General features: G+C 62.8%; 14 protein-coding genes. 12 read left to right on the plus strand and 2 right to left on the minus strand.

Features of this window, described 5'->3' with window-relative positions; all coding sequences use genetic code 11:
- Window positions 1–26: 26 nt before the first annotated feature.
- The 12 genes from QWZ03_RS17630 to QWZ03_RS17685 all read left to right on the plus strand — a co-directional run bounded on the left by QWZ03_RS17630 (window position 27) and on the right by QWZ03_RS17685 (window position 15,269).
- The gene (locus QWZ03_RS17630; RefSeq protein WP_290333925.1) at window positions 27–1,772 is read left to right on the plus strand and encodes a methyl-accepting chemotaxis protein; all 1,746 of its coding nucleotides are present in this window, start codon (window positions 27–29) and stop codon (window positions 1,770–1,772) included.
- Between the two features lie 515 nt (window positions 1,773–2,287).
- Window positions 2,288–3,214, plus strand: a complete 927-nt coding sequence (locus QWZ03_RS17635; RefSeq protein ID WP_290333926.1) for a hypothetical protein — start codon at window positions 2,288–2,290, stop codon at window positions 3,212–3,214.
- A gap of 139 nt (window positions 3,215–3,353) precedes the next feature.
- Window positions 3,354–3,674: a hypothetical protein gene (locus QWZ03_RS17640; RefSeq protein ID WP_290333927.1), complete on the plus strand. Its 321-nt coding sequence runs from the start codon at window positions 3,354–3,356 to the stop codon at window positions 3,672–3,674.
- Window positions 3,671–5,707, plus strand: a complete 2,037-nt coding sequence (locus QWZ03_RS17645; protein WP_290333928.1) for a hypothetical protein — start codon at window positions 3,671–3,673, stop codon at window positions 5,705–5,707. Before QWZ03_RS17640 ends, QWZ03_RS17645 begins: the two co-directional genes overlap by 4 nt.
- Before the next feature lie 425 nt (window positions 5,708–6,132).
- Window positions 6,133–8,112 carry a ribonuclease catalytic domain-containing protein gene (locus tag QWZ03_RS17650; protein ID WP_290333929.1) on the plus strand — a complete coding sequence of 660 codons (1,980 nt, stop codon included), beginning with the start codon at window positions 6,133–6,135 and terminating at the stop codon, window positions 8,110–8,112.
- Window positions 8,113–8,119: 7 nt separating this feature from the next.
- The gene (locus QWZ03_RS17655) at window positions 8,120–8,668 is read left to right on the plus strand and encodes a hypothetical protein (RefSeq protein WP_284195627.1); all 549 of its coding nucleotides are present in this window, start codon (window positions 8,120–8,122) and stop codon (window positions 8,666–8,668) included.
- Window positions 8,669–8,738: 70 nt separating this feature from the next.
- Window positions 8,739–9,836, plus strand: coding sequence for a glycine cleavage system aminomethyltransferase GcvT (gene gcvT / locus QWZ03_RS17660; RefSeq protein ID WP_290333930.1), 1,098 nt, complete (start codon window positions 8,739–8,741; stop codon window positions 9,834–9,836).
- Window positions 9,837–9,889: 53 nt separating this feature from the next.
- Window positions 9,890–10,774, plus strand: a complete 885-nt coding sequence (locus QWZ03_RS17665; RefSeq protein WP_290333931.1) for a tetratricopeptide repeat protein — start codon at window positions 9,890–9,892, stop codon at window positions 10,772–10,774.
- A 154-nt stretch (window positions 10,775–10,928) separates the two neighbouring features.
- Window positions 10,929–11,318, plus strand: a complete 390-nt coding sequence (gene gcvH, locus QWZ03_RS17670) for a glycine cleavage system protein GcvH (protein WP_284195630.1) — start codon at window positions 10,929–10,931, stop codon at window positions 11,316–11,318.
- 28 nt (window positions 11,319–11,346) lie between these two features.
- Entirely contained in the window at window positions 11,347–11,754 is a 408-nt protein-coding gene (locus QWZ03_RS17675) for a hypothetical protein (RefSeq protein ID WP_284195631.1), read from the plus strand.
- 99 nt (window positions 11,755–11,853) lie between these two features.
- The gene (gcvP, locus tag QWZ03_RS17680) at window positions 11,854–14,721 is read left to right on the plus strand and encodes an aminomethyl-transferring glycine dehydrogenase (RefSeq protein ID WP_290333932.1); all 2,868 of its coding nucleotides are present in this window, start codon (window positions 11,854–11,856) and stop codon (window positions 14,719–14,721) included.
- A gap of 131 nt (window positions 14,722–14,852) precedes the next feature.
- Window positions 14,853–15,269, plus strand: a complete 417-nt coding sequence (locus tag QWZ03_RS17685; protein WP_284195633.1) for a hypothetical protein — start codon at window positions 14,853–14,855, stop codon at window positions 15,267–15,269.
- Window positions 15,270–15,452: 183 nt separating this feature from the next.
- Here the strand turns inward: QWZ03_RS17685 and QWZ03_RS17690 are convergent, their stop codons facing one another.
- Together QWZ03_RS17690 and QWZ03_RS17695 are read right to left on the minus strand one after the other, a co-directional pair.
- Window positions 15,453–16,484 (minus strand): Glu/Leu/Phe/Val family dehydrogenase, encoded by a 1,032-nt coding sequence (locus QWZ03_RS17690; RefSeq protein ID WP_284195634.1) that lies wholly within the window; start codon window positions 16,482–16,484, stop codon window positions 15,453–15,455.
- Window positions 16,485–17,231: 747 nt separating this feature from the next.
- Complete coding sequence (locus QWZ03_RS17695) at window positions 17,232–17,858, minus strand: LysE family translocator (protein WP_290333933.1); 627 nt, start codon at window positions 17,856–17,858, stop codon at window positions 17,232–17,234.
- Window positions 17,859–17,885 lie beyond the last annotated feature (27 nt).

Here is a 17,885-nt window from a genome sequence, read left to right on the forward strand (position 1 = left end):
ACCTGTCGACTCAACCGAGGCCCCCCATGTACCAGCTGCGCCTGCGTTCCTTGTTTATCTGGCTCACCGCCGCATCGTTGCTGCTGGTACTGCTGATACTGTTCACCCTCAGCCGCCTGTCGGCCGCCGTCGACGAGCTGAGCCAGGCCCAGGCCAACCGCTACCAATCCTATTTGCTGGCCGATACCCTGCGGCAAAGCTCCGACGACCTGACCCGGCTGGCGCGCACCTATGTGGTAACCGGCGACCCCGCCTACGAGCGGCAATACTGGGATGTGATTGCCATCCGCAATGGCGACAAACCGCTGCCCGAGGCCTATCACCGCATCTATTGGGATTTTGTGGCAGCAGGCGAAGCCAAGCCCCGGCCCGATGGCCGGCCCACGGCCCTGCTGGACATGATGAAGGCCGCCGGTTTCAGCGAGGCCGAGTTCGCCAAGCTGAACGAAGCCAAGGCCAATTCAGACGGCCTGGTCAAAACCGAGACCATTGCCATGAACGCCGTCAAAGGCCGCTTCGACGACGGCCAGGGTGGCTTTAGCAAAACCGCCGAGCCCGACCTGGAACTGGCCCGCCGGCTGATGCACGACAGCGCCTACCACGCCGAAAAAGCCCGCATCATGAAGCCGGTCGATGCCTTCTACCAGCTGATGGAGCAACGCACCGAAGGCGCCGTGCAGGCTGCACAGGCCAAGAAGACCTTCGATCTCTGGGCGGTCTGGCTGGCCATCGCCATCAACCTGGCCGGCTTGGCGCTGGGCCTGGCCTACACCTATCGCAAGCTGGTGCAGATGCTGGGGGGCGAGCCCGCCATCGCGGCCCAGGCCGTACACCAGGTGGCCAACGGCAACCTGGCCTCCCCCATCGCCCAGGCCCACGAACACAGCCTGCTGGGCCGGCTGCGCCTGATGCAGCAGAACCTGCGCGAGCTGATAGGCGGCATACAAAGCCAGGCCGGCCGGCTGGGCGGCGATGCCGGGCAACTGGCCCAGGTGGCCGGCACTACCCTGGGGCAAAGCCAGCTGCAGCAGGAGCTGGCCTCAGAAATGGCCGCCGCCGTCGAGAACTTCGCCGTCGGCATCCACGAGATCGCCGCCAACGCCCGCGAAGCCCGGCAAGAGAGCCAGCGCGCCGGCAGCCTGTCGGCCCAGAACCACGAGGCCATCTCAGCCGCCACCGCCCAGGTCGATGCCCTGGCCAGCCGGCTGATCGAGGCCAACGAGCGCATGGAATCACTGGACGGCGCCTCGCAACAGGTAGGCGCCGTGGTGGGCGTGATCAAGGACGTCGCCGAACAGACCAATCTGCTGGCCCTCAACGCCGCCATCGAAGCCGCCCGCGCTGGCGAAGCAGGCCGGGGCTTTGCCGTGGTGGCCGACGAGGTACGCAAGCTGGCCGAGCGCACGGCCCAATCCACCCGCGAAATCACCCACACCCTGGCGCAGATGCGCACCGGGGTAGAGCAGGCCGAACAAAGCGTACAGGCCGCCCTGGGCCAGATAGGCGGCGTGGTACAGACCATGTCGGCCGCCGCCGACTCGGTGAACCAGGTCGAACAGGCCGCCAATGGCACCCTGGCACGGGTGGACGATCTATCAGACCGCCTGGGCGAACAACAAGCCACCAGCGTAGAACTGGCCCGCCATGTCGAATCGCTGGCCGCCATGGCCGAGGAGACCAAGCTGGGCGTGGAATCGCTGGATGCGACTTCACGGGGGCTGCATGCCTTGTCGCAATCCTTGGGTGGGGCGGTGGCGAGGTTTGCCGTTTAGGGGGCTTGAGATGTTGGGGGGCAGGTTGCTTGGTTGAGGTGGTAACTAATGAGGCTAAGGTAGGTGGGTATGTGCCACTGTTGACCAAGTGCAGATCGCCAATTGGCAAGCCCGTGTGACTGGTGTTCGGCCAATGCTGACGTTCAGGTCCTAGTGTTCTGATGACTGCTACTAGCCCCAACCAGACATTTTCAGCCAAGGAAAGCGGAAGTTAACGTGCGAAATCAGCGGGGCGCCATTAGGCGTCCGCTGGTTTGAATTGTTGATGGATGCAGTTTTTCGCACGTTCGTGTGACGTCCTATCTATGCAAAGTCTTTACAACGCGCAAAATCAATCAAACAATGGAGCACAAATAAATTAAAGGCCAACCATGTTTGGTCAAAAGGCGCCATTTGGGAGGGTCGTCTATGGGTAAAGCAGCCGTTGAATTTAGCGCCGTGCCGCGCTCTTGCTTGAAACTCGCACCGAGGGTGGGCGAGCTGCATCAGCAACTTAACCCGAGCCGAAGCTACTGATGTTCTCCACCAAGTTCGGGCCGTTCAACGGCTCCACCTGGGAAGCCCTATGTCAGCAGGTCTTCAAGAGGAAGTACCAGGCCGAGTGTTATCAGCAGATGCCGGCCTCCCCGGGCGACTACGGCATCGAGGGCTACACCACTGAAACAGGCTGGGCATTCCAATGCTACTGTCCCGAGAAGCACTATGACCGCACCGAGCTGTACGAGAAGCAGCGCGACAAGATTACTGCAGACCTCCGGAAGCTAAAGGATTATCTAACCGAGCTTCAGGCGCGGCTGGGCAGCACAAAGATTTGTCGCTGGGTGTTCGTCACTCCCGAAGTTGACCGAAACGCGCTTCTGGCACATGCGAAGTCCAAGGAAGCGGAGGTGCGTGGTTGGAAGCTGCCCATCCTGACCGACGATTTCACCGTGTTACTCCACGACGGCGACCACTATCTGGTCGAAATAAATGAAGTCCGCGCTGCTTCCGGGGAGGCCTTGGTCTTCGACGATGCTGTACCAGCCCTTGCTGCCCTGACTGGTCAGCAGGAGCAGTACGAGCAAAATGTTCATCGAAAGTCAGGCTACCGACTCGCCGACAAGGCTCAGATGACGGATTTTGAGGCTCGTGTACAACAGCTTAGCCAGCGCACGATTGAGCAGTTCCTTGAGGCTGACGGATATTTTCGCCGCATCGCATCGGCTTCACCAATGACGCATGTACGGCTCGTTCGCCTTATTAACGAGTACGAGCAATACGTCATCGAGACGTCAGCCACCTGGTCCGGGACCGCAGAAGAGCTGACTACCCGGGTCCGTGACGGTCTGGTGACGCTTGTTTCCGACGAACTCGGGCCCGAGTTTGACAAAGCCAACGCATTGAAGGTAGCCCGGTACATGACCGCTCGGTGGTTGGCAGTTTGCGAGTTGGACTATGGCTGAGCTCGAGGAGCGGAACCAACTTCGCTTCGAGCGGCGGCCGTCACCGGTACTGGCTGAGCACAGGCCTATGTACAAGATTGGGCAAGTGCTACTAATCCTGTCTCTGGCTTCGCGCGGAGGGAAGTCGAGCCTGCCTCGCTTGCAGCTGTTCAACTGGGCGATGAAGTCGACCAAACGGCAGCAACAGCTGGTCTTGGCCGTTGACGAGAAGGTCTTGCAAGTTCCCGCATGGGGCTTCGACCCAGCGCTGGCAATTGCTATTCGACTTGCCATTGCGGAGGGCTTGGTAGCTGAAAACTCCACTGGCTACGAAATTTCGACGGATGGGGAGTTCTTCGCCAAAGAAATTCTAAAAGACGCCGACTTGTTCGGGCGCGAGCGTTCGTTTTTGTCTGCCGTCGGAAAAGGGCTGACAGAGGGAATGATCGATGCAACCGCTAGTGGCTGGGAGGTAAAGTGATCATTCGCAGCGTAAGACTTAGGGCTACCACCAACGAAGGGGAATATGGGTTTAGTTTTAACTTCGCGCGAACCTTGACCATCGTTAGGGCAAAGAACTCGAGCGGCAAGAGCACGCTATTTAATAGCTTGCTTTATGGCCTTGGCATGGAAGAGCTTGTTGGGGGCAAAAATGAAAAGGTCCTCCCGTACGCACTCAAGGAGCACATCGAGTACGAAGGGCGTCGAATCTTGGTCACGGCTTCTGAAGTGCTGCTTGAAATCGAGAGTCGCTCAGGAGAAGTGGTTACGCTTCGTCGTGCTATTCGGGACGCGGTGAGGGATTCGAAGCTTGTCGAGGTGTTTTCGGGGGCGCATCTGACCGAAGGCCAGGCCCTTGGTGAAGCCCGGCCTACTTATGTGCACGATGGTGGTGGTGCCAAGCGCCCAGAGGGCTTTCATCGATTTCTTGAGACCTTCCTTGGTCTGAGCCTGCCAAGTGTGCCTACCACGAACGGTGGTGAGACGAAGCTATACTTGCAGGCGGTCTTTGCCGCTATAGCGGTCGAGCAGAAGCGAGGATGGACGGACTACATCGCCAACATTCCGTTCTACGGCATCAGGGATGCGCGGACCAAAGTGGTTGAGTTCCTGCTTGGTCTGGATGTATTTGAGACGAACGTCGCCCGCAATCGGCTCAACGCCGAATCTGTTGAGATTGACGCTGACTGGCGCAAGGTATTCGAAGAGCTGCGACGAGAGGCTAATCCACTTGGCGCTGTAATCGACGGCGCGTCATTCACACCGTCGGCGCTCTTCAAAGAGAACGAGGCAAGCATCAGAAAGCTGGCAGGGAGCTCGTCTGTACCCTTGGCCGAGCACATCAGTCAGCTGCGGGCCGAGTACGCGGAGTTACAACGGCAGGCCGAGCAGTATCACAAGGCATCGGGTGCTGAGGCAATGCATAGCGTCACGGTTGCGATGGACGAGCTGCAAGAGCTTAGTGTGTTGCATGAACGTGCAATGGCCCTAAACGCCGAGCAGCGGGTATCCCTGCAAGACTACGAGAAGCTACTCGCAGAAGCCAATGAAGACCTGGAGCGGAACAAGACGGCAGCAAAACTTCGTGACCTCGGTGCAAAGCACGATGTGGCCACCGCAGTAAGCAAGTGCCCTACGTGCAATCAGCCGATTGAAGACACGCTCTTGGCTGGGGCTGTGACTGGCCCCCAAATGGACTTGGCAACGAATATTGCCTATCTGGAGAGTCAGCGCCGCATGCTCATGCGTCAGATTGCTGGCTTGAAGGCTGGCCTGCAAGCGTCTGAAGTCCGAGTCACCGAGCTTGCCACCCGTATCGCCAATAAGCGCGACCTGCTCACCGCGATGCGCGGCGACGTGACGTCCGGGGCATCTGAGTCAAAGGCAATTGTGCGCCGGCAGGTTCAGATTGAAGTCGAGGTGGAGGCACTTGGGAAGCTCCAGACAAAGGCTACGGAGCTATTCGCACGGCTTGGACAGATTGCGGTAAGTATGAGCGCCAACCAGGCTGCGAGACGAGGTATGCCGAAGGAGGCCCACAGTGCGGCAGACATCGAGCGCCTCAATCGCTTCCAGCTAAATTTCAGGGCGAACGCAGGGTCATTCGGTTACGAAAGTGCTCCGATCCGTGAGGTCGAAATCGGGAAGGACACGCTGGTTCCATGTCTCGCTCAGATGGAGCTGCGAGAAATTCGTACCGACATCAAGTCCGATTCAAGTGCTAGCGATTTCGTTCGCCTCATCTGGAGCTACCTACTCGCGCTGTATCAGACCTCAGCCACACACTTGTCGCCGGGCAATCATCCGGGACTGTTGATGTTCGACGAGCCGGGACAGCATTCAATGGCGGCTGATAGTCAGCATGCGCTTCTCAAGCAGTTGGCCAGCGAGACAAGTCTGCAGAGCATCGTCGCTGCCTCTTTCGACGAGACGGAGGAGGTATTCCGTCAAGCTACACAAGGCATTAGGTACACCCTCATCGAATGGGACGGCAAGCTTTTGCGACCTCAGTAAATGGACTGTGCACAGATAAGGCCATAGTTGCTGCAAATGTTTAGCCGCGCCGGCCGTTTACTTCTACGTAGGCATCTACTTCCCTACGGTGCCAAAGGCTGCTTAGGGTCGGTAGCGGCCCCTCTTGCCTACATATCTGACCGTCCGCTTTGGCCGAGAATCAGCCATTGGTTCGGTACCTTGCAAAGCCACAGATCACAACCGCCAACCGGCGAACTACATAGCTGTCCGTAGCCGCACTGGCCCAAACACTCTGCCGCCAGCACACCCTCCCACCCCGCGCTGCCGTCAAACACCCACCACCACCCCACCGCCTGTCGCAAAGCCTTGACGAATAGGGCAAGCCCGGGCCGCCAGTGGCGGCTGGCTCCGGTATAATCCGCCCCCTTTCCCTCCCCAGAGTTCGCCCTGCCGGGCGGCCACGCATGAACGTCTTTTACGAAGAAAGCGGCGACTTCAAGGTTGCTGCCATCATGAGCGAGTCCGACGCCAATCTGCAGATCGAGGACGCGCGCGGTAAGCGCAGCAAGATCAAGGCTGTGGATGTGCGGTTGCGCTTCGACAAGATCGCCCTGGCCGATTTCATGCCGCAGGCGCAGGCCATGGCCGAGCAGCTGGATCTCGACTTTTTGTGGGAGGTGGCGGGTACCGAGGAGTTCGGCTTTCTGGAGCTGGCCCGCGAGTACTACAGCCCCAACCCCACGGCACTGGAGCAAGCGGCCCTGGTGGTGCGCCTGCATGGTGCGCCCATGTATTTCTACCGCAAGGGCCGGGGCCGCTATAAGGCGGCGCCCGAGGACAACCTGCGGGCGGCCAAGTCCGGCATGGAGAAGAAGGCCCGCGAGGCGGCGCTGATGGCCGAGTGGCAGCGCGAGCTGCAGGCCGGTGCCTTGCCCGAGGCGCTGAAATCGCATATCCGCACCCTGCTGCACCGGCCGGACAAGAACACCATCGAATGGAAGGCCGTGGCCGCCGCCGCCGATGCGGCGCAGAAGTCGCCGCTGCGCCTGCTGGCCGGCTGTGGCGCCATACCCGATGTGGAGACCTGGCTGCTGGATGGCTTCCTCAGCGAGTACTTCCCCAAGGGGACGGGCTTTCCGGCCATGGAACTGCCGGCGGCCCCGACTGATCTGCCCGATGCCGGGGTGCGTGCCTTCTCCATCGACGATGCCGCCACCACCGAGATTGACGATGCGTTGTCGGTGACGGTGCTGCCGGATGGCAATACCCGCGTGGGCATCCATATCGCGGCGCCTACCCTCGGCATGGCGGCCGATGCCACCATGGAGCAGGTGGTGCTGGCGCGGCTGTCTACCGTTTATTTCCCCGGCGACAAGATCACCATGCTGCCCGATGCGGTGGTGGAGTCGTTCACGTTGTCGGAAGGCCGCGACTGCCCGGCGGTGAGCCTGTATGTGACGGTGAACCCCGATCTGCAGGTGATCGCCAGCGAAAGCCGGCTGGACCGCGTGCATATCGCGGCCAACCTGCGCCACCACGATCTGGACCCGGTGTTCAACGAGGAGACGGTGGCCCAGCCCGACGGCGGCCCCGATTACCCGTGGAAGGCCGAGCTGATGTTCCTCTGGCGCTTTGCCATTGCGCTGGAGATAGGCCGTGGCAAGCACGACCCCAACCGGGTGGAACGGCCGGACTACAGCTTTGCCATCGACCGCGACGAGGCGGGCGGCAAGCGTGTACGCATCTATCCGCGCAAGCGCGGAAGCCCCATGGACAAACTGGTGGCCGAGCTGATGATTCTGTGCAACTCCACCTGGGGCAAGCAGCTGGCCGATGCGCGCATCCCCGCCATCTACCGTGCCCAGGCCATGGGCCGGGTGCGTATGACCACCCAGCCCTCGCCTCATGTGGGCCTGGGGGTGGCGCAGTACAGCTGGGCCAGCTCGCCGCTGCGCCGCGCGGCCGATTTCATCAACCAGCAGCAATTGGTGGCCATGCTGCAGGGCACGCCACCGCGCTATGCCCCGCGCGACCCCATGCTGTTTGCGGCCCTGCGCGATTTTGACCAGACCTACAACGCCTATGCCGAATTCCAGGGCCGGATGGAGCGCTACTGGTGCCTGAAGTGGCTGGAGCAGGAGGGCGTGCGCGAGATAGGCGCTACCGTGATCAAGGAAAACCTGGTCCGCTTTGATGGCCTGCCCTTGATCCTGCGGATTGCCGGCCTGCCCGAACTGGCACGCGGCACCCCGGTCAAGCTGCAGTTGATCAGCACCGACTATCTCGACCTAGCACTGGAATGCCGCCTGCTGGAAGCCGGTGAGCCGGTTGCCGTGGTGGAAGAGGAAGAAGAAGTGGCCGAGGCGGCGGAAGTCCCCGAGGAACTGGCCGAGCCCGCCGTGGCCGAAACACCTGTAGCACCGGCCCCCCCGGCCGAGGAGTAAATCTGTCATGCAGCCCAATAATCGTATCGATCATTTCCTGCCCGTGCGTTTTGGCAACGGCACCCTGGTCAAGCAGTTCTCCAAACCTTGCATCAAGTGCCAGCAGTTGCTGCACGCACGCCATATGCACGGCATTGCCCGCGTGGTGGAAGACCATATGGCGCTGGCTGCCACGGCCCATTGCCCTAGCTGCCATACCCAGTTCCCCATTGCCTGCGTGATCGACAACGAGAAGCGCGTGCGCCGGGTGGTGCTGCCTAACTTTCTGTTCAAGCTCTACCTGCGTAGCCTGCCGGCCAATGCCATCGAGCAGAAGGCCCGCGAGGACGGCCAGGCCCAACTGGCGCGCGAGCAGCCCGCCCCCCAGGCGGCCCCGGTGCCGAGCGTGGATTACCCCCGCGCCGATGCCGTGCTGGGCCAGTACCAGGGCAAGCCCATACCGGCCTATATCGTGGTGAATGGCCAGGAAGTGCCGTTCGACCGGGTAGAACCCGAAGGGCGGGTGGCGAACGGTGAATACCTGCTGGATGGCTGTTTCGTCTATAAAGCGGCTTGATTTGTACCCAACCGGTGGCAGCTTACCCACTGCCGCTCCCCTAAAAAACGATTCTCATAAGGAAGACAACATGGCTCAACGTACCCCCCTGTTCGATGCGCACCTGGCCGCCAACGGCAAGATCGTGGACTTTGCCGGCTGGGAGATGCCGATCAACTACGGCTCCCAGATCAAGGAGCACGAGGCGGTGCGCGGCGATGCAGGCATGTTCGATGTGTCGCACATGACGGCCGTGGACGTGCGTGGCGAGCGGGCTACCGAGTTCTTCCAGAAGCTGATCGGCAACGATGTGGCCAAGCTGGGTTTTGAGGGCAAGGCGCTGTACTCGGGCATGTTGAACGAAGCCGGTGGCGTGATCGACGACCTGATTGTCTACAAGACCAGCTGGGGCTACCGCGTAGTGGTGAACGCGGGCACCACCGACAAGGATCTGGCCTGGATGGCGCCGATCGCGGAATCGTTCCACGTGGAACTGACCCCGCGCCGCGACCTGGCCATGATTGCCGTACAAGGCCCCAACGCCATTGCCAAGGCCCAGGCTGCCCGCCCGGCCGCTGCCGAGCTGATTGCCGGCCTGCAGGTGTTCCAGGGCTTGCCCATGGGTGACTGGTTCTTTGCCCGTACCGGCTATACCGGCGAAGACGGCCTGGAAATCTCCATGCCGGCGGCCGAGGCGATTCCTTTCTGGAACGCCCTGATCGCTGCTGGTGTGGCCCCCGCAGGCCTGGGCGCGCGCGATACCCTGCGCCTGGAAGCCGGCATGAACCTGTATGGCAACGAGATGGACGACAACACCTCGCCCCTGGCCGCCGGCATGGGCTGGACCATCGCCTGGGAGCCCGCCAGCCGTGATTTCGTGGGCCGCAGCGTGGTGGAAAAGGAAAAAGCCGCACGCGCCGCCGGTGGCGCCCTGCTCAAGCAGGTAGGCCTGGTCTACGAAGGCAAGGGCGTGCTGCGTGGCCATATGAAGGTGGTGGCCGAATCCGGAGAGGGTGAGATCACCTCCGGCACCTTCTCGCCGTCCTTGCAGGTATCCATCGCCATGGCCCGCGTGCCCCTGGCCGTCAAGGTAGGCGACACCGTGCAGGTGGATGTGCGCGGCACCCTGCAACCGGCCCGCGTGGTGAAAATGCCCTTTGTGCGCAATGGCAAGAAGGTCTACGAGTGAGTCTGAGCAAGCGCCTCGTTGAGGCGCTTTTTCTTGTTTGCCTGGGGGCCGCCATGAGCGCAGAACGACCCAAGGATGACGACGCCCTGCAGGAGTTCCTGATCTGGCAGAGCCGGGATGTGGCGGCAGTGGAGCAGCGTTTTCGCGCCACCATGGCGGCTTATCCCGATGGCAGCAGCGAGCAGGCCCAGGTGGCAACCCAGGTGGCCCGCACCCTGGGGCTGCAGCAGCGCTTTGACGAGGGCCATGCCCTGCTGGACCAGCTGGTCCCCCGGCTGGATGCGCTGCCGCCCATTGTGACGGTGCGCTACCTGCTGGAACGCGGCCGGCTGTTCAACTCCGGCAAGCAAAAGGATAAGGCCCGCCCCCTGTTCGAACAGGCCTGGGACAAGGCGCGCACCATAGAGGCCGACTACCTGGCGGTGGATGCCGCCCATATGGTGCCGTTTACCGTACCGCCGGCCGAACAACTGGCCTGGAACCTCAAGGCCGTGGCCTATGCCGAAGCCAGCAGGCAGCCCCGGGCCAAGCGCTGGTTGGCCTCGCTCTACAACAATATCGGCATGGCCTACCAGGACATGGGCCAGTACGAGCCCGCCCTGGCTTACTTCGAGAAACAGCTGGCCGAGCGCCGCCAGCAAGGCCAGGCGGGGCCGCTGCGGGTTGCCCGCTGGATGGTGGCCCATGTGCACAGGCTCATGGGTAGGCACGAAGCCGCCCTGGCCGAGCAACTGGCACTGGAGCGCGACAATGCCGAGGCAGGCGAGGTGGACGGCTATGTGTTCGAGGAGCTGGCCGAGCTGTACCTGGCCCGCCAGCAGCGCGACGAGGCCAGGCGTTACTTTGGTCTGGCCCATGCGGCGCTGTCGCAGGATGCCTTCCTGCAACGCGATCAAGCCGAGCGGCTGGCACGGATGAAGCAGCTGGCCGGGCAGTAGTGATTTGGTTCATGTACAACGCGACAGATAAGTCTCTGTAGCAGCAGCGTAACTGCCTACAGATTTGGTAGAATCCGCGCAAAATCCAACCGTGCCTGCTGGCCGGTCCGATAATCCGGCGCCAAAAGCGCCACACCCAAACGGAAGCGATCCCATGAGCACCCATATCCCCAGCGATCTGAAATACGTTGCCAGCCACGAGTGGCTGCGCGTTGAAGCCGACGGCAGCGTGACCGTGGGCATTACCGACCACGCCCAGAGCCTGCTGGGCGATGTGGTGTTCGTGGAAGTTCCCAAGGTGGGTGCCCAACTGGCTGCCGACGAGCAGGCTGGCGTGGTGGAGTCGGTCAAGTCCGCTTCCGATGTGTACGCCCCGATTGCCGGCGAGATTCTCGCCGTGAACGAATCCCTGGCCGATGCCACCGAGTCGGTCAACACCGACCCCTACGGTGCAGGCTGGTTCTTCAAGATCAAGCCGGCCAACCCAGCTGATCTGGACGGCCTGATGGACGCCGCTGCCTATGGCAAGGAAATCGGCGCCTGATCCAGTCATCGAGCACAGGAGGCACCCCATGCTGCGCCTGAAATCTACCCTCGCTGCCCTGTTGCTGGCTGCCGCTCCCATGCTGGCCCTTGCGGACAAGGCCTTCGACGGGGTGTGGCAGGCGCAGCACGGCGAGTATCTCATCGTCACCACCAGCGGCACGGTGCTGATCGGCATGGAACTGATACCGAACAGCGCCAGCCAGCCTGAGCTGGCCGGGCCGCTCTCCGGCACCTGGGCCGATACCCTGCTGGCCCAGCTGGGGCAGGCCGGCGAGTTTGCTGGCACGCTCAACAGCGGCAAGCTCAGCCTGCCCATGCGCGGCCGCCTGCTGGCCCCCGGCGAGTTGGAAGTGACGGTGCTGGGCTGCTCCCGCCCTGGCGAGAGCTGCGCCGATACCGCCAGCATGGTGGTGCGCTACAAGAAAGTGCTCTGACGCTGCGCACAAGCATTACCCGCCGGTCGCCACAAGCGGCCGGTTTGCCATTTTGAATATCGCCCCGTGCGATGAACCATACCTAGTAAGGGTCATACCATGACGCCGCTTCTCTCGCTGGAAAACCACGACGAATTCATCCACCGCCATGTCGGTCCTGATCAACACGAAATCGCCAGCATGCTGGCGACCGTGGGTTCGGACTCGCTCGATGGCCTGGTGAAGGACACGCTGCCAGGCACCATCCTGGGCGGATCGCCCTGTGCGCTGCCCGATGCCGTGACCGAGGAAGCGGCGCTGGCCGAAATCCGCGCCATAGCCAGCAAGAACGTGATTGCCCGTTCGTTCATCGGCATGGGCTACCACGAGACCATCACCCCCAAGGTGATACTGCGCAACGTGATGGAAAACCCCGGCTGGTACACCGCCTACACGCCCTACCAGGCCGAGATTTCGCAGGGCCGCCTGCAATGCCTGCTGAACTTCCAGCAACTGGTGCTGGACCTGACCGGCCTGGAGCTGGCCAATGCCTCGCTGCTGGATGAAGCCACGGCCGCAGCCGAAGCCATGGCCATGGCCCGCCGCGTGTCCAAGTCCAAGTCCAATCGCTTCTTTGTGGACCGCGACGCACTGCCGCAAACCATAGACGTGATGAAGACCCGCGCCACGGCCTTTGGCTGGGAACTGATCTACGGCACGGCAGCCGAGGCCAAGGACCATGAAGTCTTTGGCGCCTTGTTCCAGTACCCCAATGTCAACGGCGAAATCGCCGAACTCGAAGCCGCCGTGGCGGCCATCAAGGCCATGGGCGGCCTGGTTGCCCTGGCAACCGACCCGATGGCCCTGGTGGTGCTGAAGTCGCCAGCTGCGCTGGGCGCCGACATCGCCCTGGGCTCGGCCCAGCGCTTTGGCGTGCCCATGGGCTTCGGTGGCCCGCACGCCGCCTTCTTTGCCACCCGCGACGAATACAAGCGCTCGGTGCCTGGCCGCATCATTGGCGTGTCGGTCGATTCGGCCGGCAACCCCGCCCTGCGCATGGCCCTGCAGACCCGCGAGCAGCATATCCGCCGCGAGAAGGCCAACTCCAATATCTGTACCTCGCAGGTACTGCTGGCCAATATGGCCTCGCTGTACGCCGTCTACCACGGCCCGGTCGGCCTCAAGCGCATTGCCGACCGCATCCATCGCCTGACCGCCATCTTTGTCGAAGGCCTCAAGCGCGTGGGCGTGACCGTGCAGACCCGCCATTTCTTCGACACCGTGGTGGTAGACCTGGGCGCCAAGGCCCATGCCGCCTACGAAGCCGCCCAGAGCGCCGGCTACAACCTGCGCCATGTCTCCAGCAGCCAGCTGGGCGTCAGCTTTGGCGAGCGCAGCAGCCGCGCCGATGTGAAGGCACTGTGGACGGCCCTGGTCGGTGAAGCCGCCAAGGCCCTGGATGTGGAGCTGCTGGACCAGGAACGCGTTGCCGCGCTGCCTGCCGGCCTGCTGCGTACCGACGCCATCCTGACCCACCCGGTGTTCAACGCCCACCACACCGAGACCGAGATGCTGCGCTTCATGAAGAAGCTGCAGAACAAGGATCTGGCCCTGGATCACGCCATGATCTCGCTGGGTTCGTGCACCATGAAGCTGAACGCCACCGCCGAGATGATTCCGGTGACCTGGCCCGAGTTCGGCGATATCCATCCGTTCGCCCCGGCCAACCAAACCCGTGGCTACCTGGAGCTGGTGGAAGGCCTGAGCGAGCAGCTCAAGGCCATTACCGGTTTTGACGAGATCTGCATGCAGCCCAACTCGGGCGCGCAGGGCGAGTACGCCGGCCTGCTGGCCATCCGCCGCTACCACGAGGCCCGTGGCGAAGGGCATCGCAATATCTGCCTGATCCCGCAATCGGCCCACGGCACCAACCCGGCCACCGCGCAGATGATGTCCATGCAGGTGGTGGTGGTGGCATGCGACGACAACGGCAACGTCAACGTGGCCGACCTCAAGGCCAAGGCCGAGGAGCACAGCAAGAACCTGGCCTGCCTGATGATCACCTACCCGTCCACCCACGGGGTGTTCGAGGAAGCCATCCGCGAAATCTGCGATGTGATCCACGCCCACGGCGGCCAGGTCTATATGGACGGTGCCAACCTCAACGCCCTGGTGGCGCTGGTGAAGCCGGCCGAGATCGGTGCCGATGTGTCGCACATGAACCTGCACAAGACTTTCTGCATTCCGCACGGCGGCGGCGGCCCCGGCATGGGCCCCATCGGCCTCAAGGCCCACCTGGCTCCCTACATGGCCAACCATGTGGTGGCCCCGATCGACGGCCCGCACCGTGGCCAGACTGCCGTGTCGGCAGCGCCGTTCGGTTCGGCCTCCATCCTGCCCATCTCCTGGATGTATATCCGCATGATGGGTGGCAACGGCTTGAAGAAGGCCACCCAGGCAGCCCTGCTGAACGCCAACTACATGGCCAAGCAGCTGTCGGCCCATTACCCCATCCTCTACACCGGCAAGAACGGCCGCGTGGCGCACGAGTGCATCATCGACCTGCGCCCGCTCAAGGCTGCCAGCGGCGTGACCGAGGTGGATATCGCCAAGCGCCTGATGGACTACGGCTTCCACGCCCCGACCATGAGCTTCCCGGTGCCTGGCACCTTCATGATCGAGCCGACCGAATCCGAATCCAAGGCCGAGCTGGATCGCTTCATCGACGCCATGGTGTCCATCCGCAAGGAAGTGGAGCAGGTACAGCAAGGCAACTGGCCGGCAGACAACAACCCCCTGCGCAACGCCCCCCACACCCAGTTTGCCGTGGTGGGCCAGTGGGAACGCCCCTACAGCCGCGAAGTGGCCGCCTACCCGCTGGAATGGGTGCGCGACAACAAGTTCTGGCCTAGCGTGGGTCGGGTTGACGATGCCTACGGCGACCGCAATGTGGTCTGCTCCTGCCCCAGCATCGACGCCTACCGTTAAGCGCCCTCCGGCAGCGGCCAGCCTGCGCTGGCCGCTGCGGTGAGCCTGGGCGTGCCCCCACGCCCTGCGAATGAGTTAAAGTGTTTGAAGCCCGGCCTGGTCCGGGCTTCTGTTCATAGGGAGTCCGATTCATGACCACATTGCCGGCCATATTGCAGGAGCCCATACAGGCGCTGCTGGACGAAGGCGACAAGCAATTCGATAAGGGCCGCTTCGACGCTGCCCTGGCCAAGTACGAAGAGGCCCGCGCCCTCTTGCCCAGCGATCTGGAACGCTGGGAAGCCAGTACCTGGGTGCTGGCTGCCATAGGCGACGCCTGCTTCTTGATGGGCGAGCACGACCGTGGCCAGCAGGCGCTGGCACAGGCATCGGAGTGTCCGGAAGGGTCAACCAACCCGTTTATCCAGCTGCGCCTGGGCCAGTGCGAGTTTGAACTGGGCCGGCTGGACCAGGCCGTAGTCGCGCTGAGCCTGGCCTATGCCACCGGTGGCGAAGAAGTATTCGAGGATGAAGACGCCAAGTATCGGGCCTGCGTGCACCAGCGTTAATCAAGTAGGCCGAATGCGCGGCGGCGCTTGCCTGGCCGCGCCGGGTACAGCCCCGGCGACTTCCAACTATCTGTCTGCCCTGCCCCGCATGATTGGCGGTCGGGAAAAGCAAAACAGCCCGGCTTGAGCCGGGCTGTTTCACGTGGAGCCCTGGCTGTTGCGGCCAGGGCTGCACCATCATGCTCAACGCTTGAAGCGCAACTCCGCTACGCGGTCGGCTTCCACGCTGGTGGCGACGCCTTCGCGGGCAGCGCGCTCAAAGATCTCGGTGAGCGTGTCGCCGATGCGGCGTACATGGGCTTCCACTTCGTTCTCGGGCTTCTTCAGGTGCTCGTAGCAGACCTTGATGATGCCGCCAGCGTTGATGACGAAGTCGGGCACGTAGAGTATGCCCTTCTGGCGCAGGAACTCACCGATGTCGGCAGTAGCCAGCTGGTTGTTGGCGCCGCCGGCCACGATCTTGACCTTGAGGCGGCCCAGGGTGTTGGGGTTCAGCGTGGCGCCCAGGGCGCAGGGGGCGTAGATATCGGCTTCCACGTCGTAGATGCTGTCCACCGGCACAACTTCGGCGCCCAGCTCGGTACGGGCACGTTCCAGCGCTGCCTGGTCGATGTCGGTGACAATCAGCCTGGCGCCGGCCTGGCGCAGGCGGCGGGCATAGTCGAAGCCAACATTGCCCAGACCTTGCAGGGCCACGACCAGGCCTTCCATGGAGTCACGCTTGAGGTGGTACTTCACGGCAGCCTGTGCGCCGACAAAGCAGCCCAGGGCGGTAAAGGGCGACGGATCACCAGTCTCGCCCAGGCCGGCCACATGGCGGGTCTTGCGGGCCACATGGGCCATGTCGTCGGTATTGGTGCCCACGTCTTCGGCCGTCACATAGCGGCCGCCCAGGCGCTCCAGGGCCTCACCCAGCGCTTCGAACAGCGCAGGGGTCTTGTCGGTCTTGGGGTTGGCGATGATCACGCTCTTGCCGCCGCCGATGGGCAGGCCGGCAACGGCGTTCTTGTAGGTCATGCCGCGCGACAGGCGCAGCACATCGGTAACGGCGTCGGCTTCGCTGGCGTAGTTCCACATCCGGCAGCCGCCCATGGCGGGGCCCAGGTTGGTATTGTGGACAGCCAGGATGGCCTTGAGGCCCGACTTGGGCTCGGACACGAACACCACTTGCTCGTGGTTGTCGAAGTTGGGTTCGCTGAATACAAATGCGGTCATGCTTTTGGCTCCGCGCGGAATGGCCGGCAACGCAAGCGAGAAGGCTTGGTCGGCAGGCTGGGTCCGCAGAAAAATCGTGTTTTTCGGGTCATGCAGCGCGGCGATAGACCACGCTGCCATGCGGTCGGCAATTGTGTCGCCAACCGAGGCCGAATCGTAATGCGGGATAGCCGTCGTGGCTAGGGTGTGTGCCTGATTTTCAGCAATATAGGATGGGCGGTCCCTGCCACTTATGCGTGGCTGGCCTTCATCGACGGTCTCAACCAGCACGGGGGAGTGGATTCTAATAAGGCGAGCGCCTCCCGGTTCAGGTTGCGCCGACGTTAAGCGCCAGGGTTACCCGGGGCGCCTGCACTGCCCATAATGCCGCGATGACTTGAGTCCATCACAGGCGCTGAAGCCCATTCAGCGAGATAACGAGCGCCAGCGAGGCTCCCGCGCGGCGGCGCGGGCGGGGGGTGTGGATTCAATCAAGGGGAGAGCCTACTGGTTCAGGCTGCGCTGACGCTTAGCGCCAGGGTTCCCCTGGCGCCCGCTCAGGCGTCACGCCCATCGATGCCTCCAGCCCTCGATAGGCTCGCTAACGAGTGCCAGCGAGGCTCCCTCGCGGCGGCGAGGGCGGGGGGAGTGGATTCTAATAAGGCGAGCGCCTCCCGGTTCAGGTTGCGCAGGCGTTTAGCGCCAGGGTCCCCCTGGCGCCTGCTCCAAGCGTCATCACATTACATGCCCCCAACCATATACAGGCGCTCAACCTCGCTTGAACGCCCCCAGCAGCACCCCGGCGGCCACGAAGGCACCACCGGCTGCGCGGTTGAACCAGCGCATGCGGCCGCTCTGCCGCAGCCAGCTGGCCAGGCGGGCGCCACCGCCGGCATACACACACATCCAGCCTGTCTCTATCAGCACAAAGGTCAGCAACAACAGGCTGGCCTGGCCGGCCATGGGTTGCTTGGCGTCGATGAACTGGGGAAAGAACGCCACCCCGAACAGGATGGCCTTGGGGTTGGAGAGGGCGATCAGCACGCCGATGCGAAAGCGCGCCCAGGCGCTGTCGGCATCGGGCCGGCCCTCGGTTTCCAGGCCATCGGCACTGGCACGCCAGGTCTTGATGCCCAGGTAGATCAAATAGGCCGCCCCCACGTACTTGATGATGTCGAAAGCATGGCTGGAGGCCAGCAGCACCGCGCCCAGGCCGCCCAGCGAGATGGACAATATGACAGCCAGGCCGGCCAGCAGGCCCAGCATGGTGCTGCTGGCGGTACGGCCCAGGCCATGGTGTATGCCGTGGGTCATGGCCAGCAACATATTGGGGCCGGGCGTGCCCGATATGACGAAGACGGCGCCGACATAGGCGAGCCAGAGTTGGAGGGACATGACAGCCTGCCTGTAGCGTGAGCGGAG

This window comes from Chitinimonas viridis, from assembly GCF_030409555.1.
Taxonomy (GTDB): domain Bacteria; phylum Pseudomonadota; class Gammaproteobacteria; order Burkholderiales; family Chitinimonadaceae; genus Chitinimonas; species Chitinimonas viridis.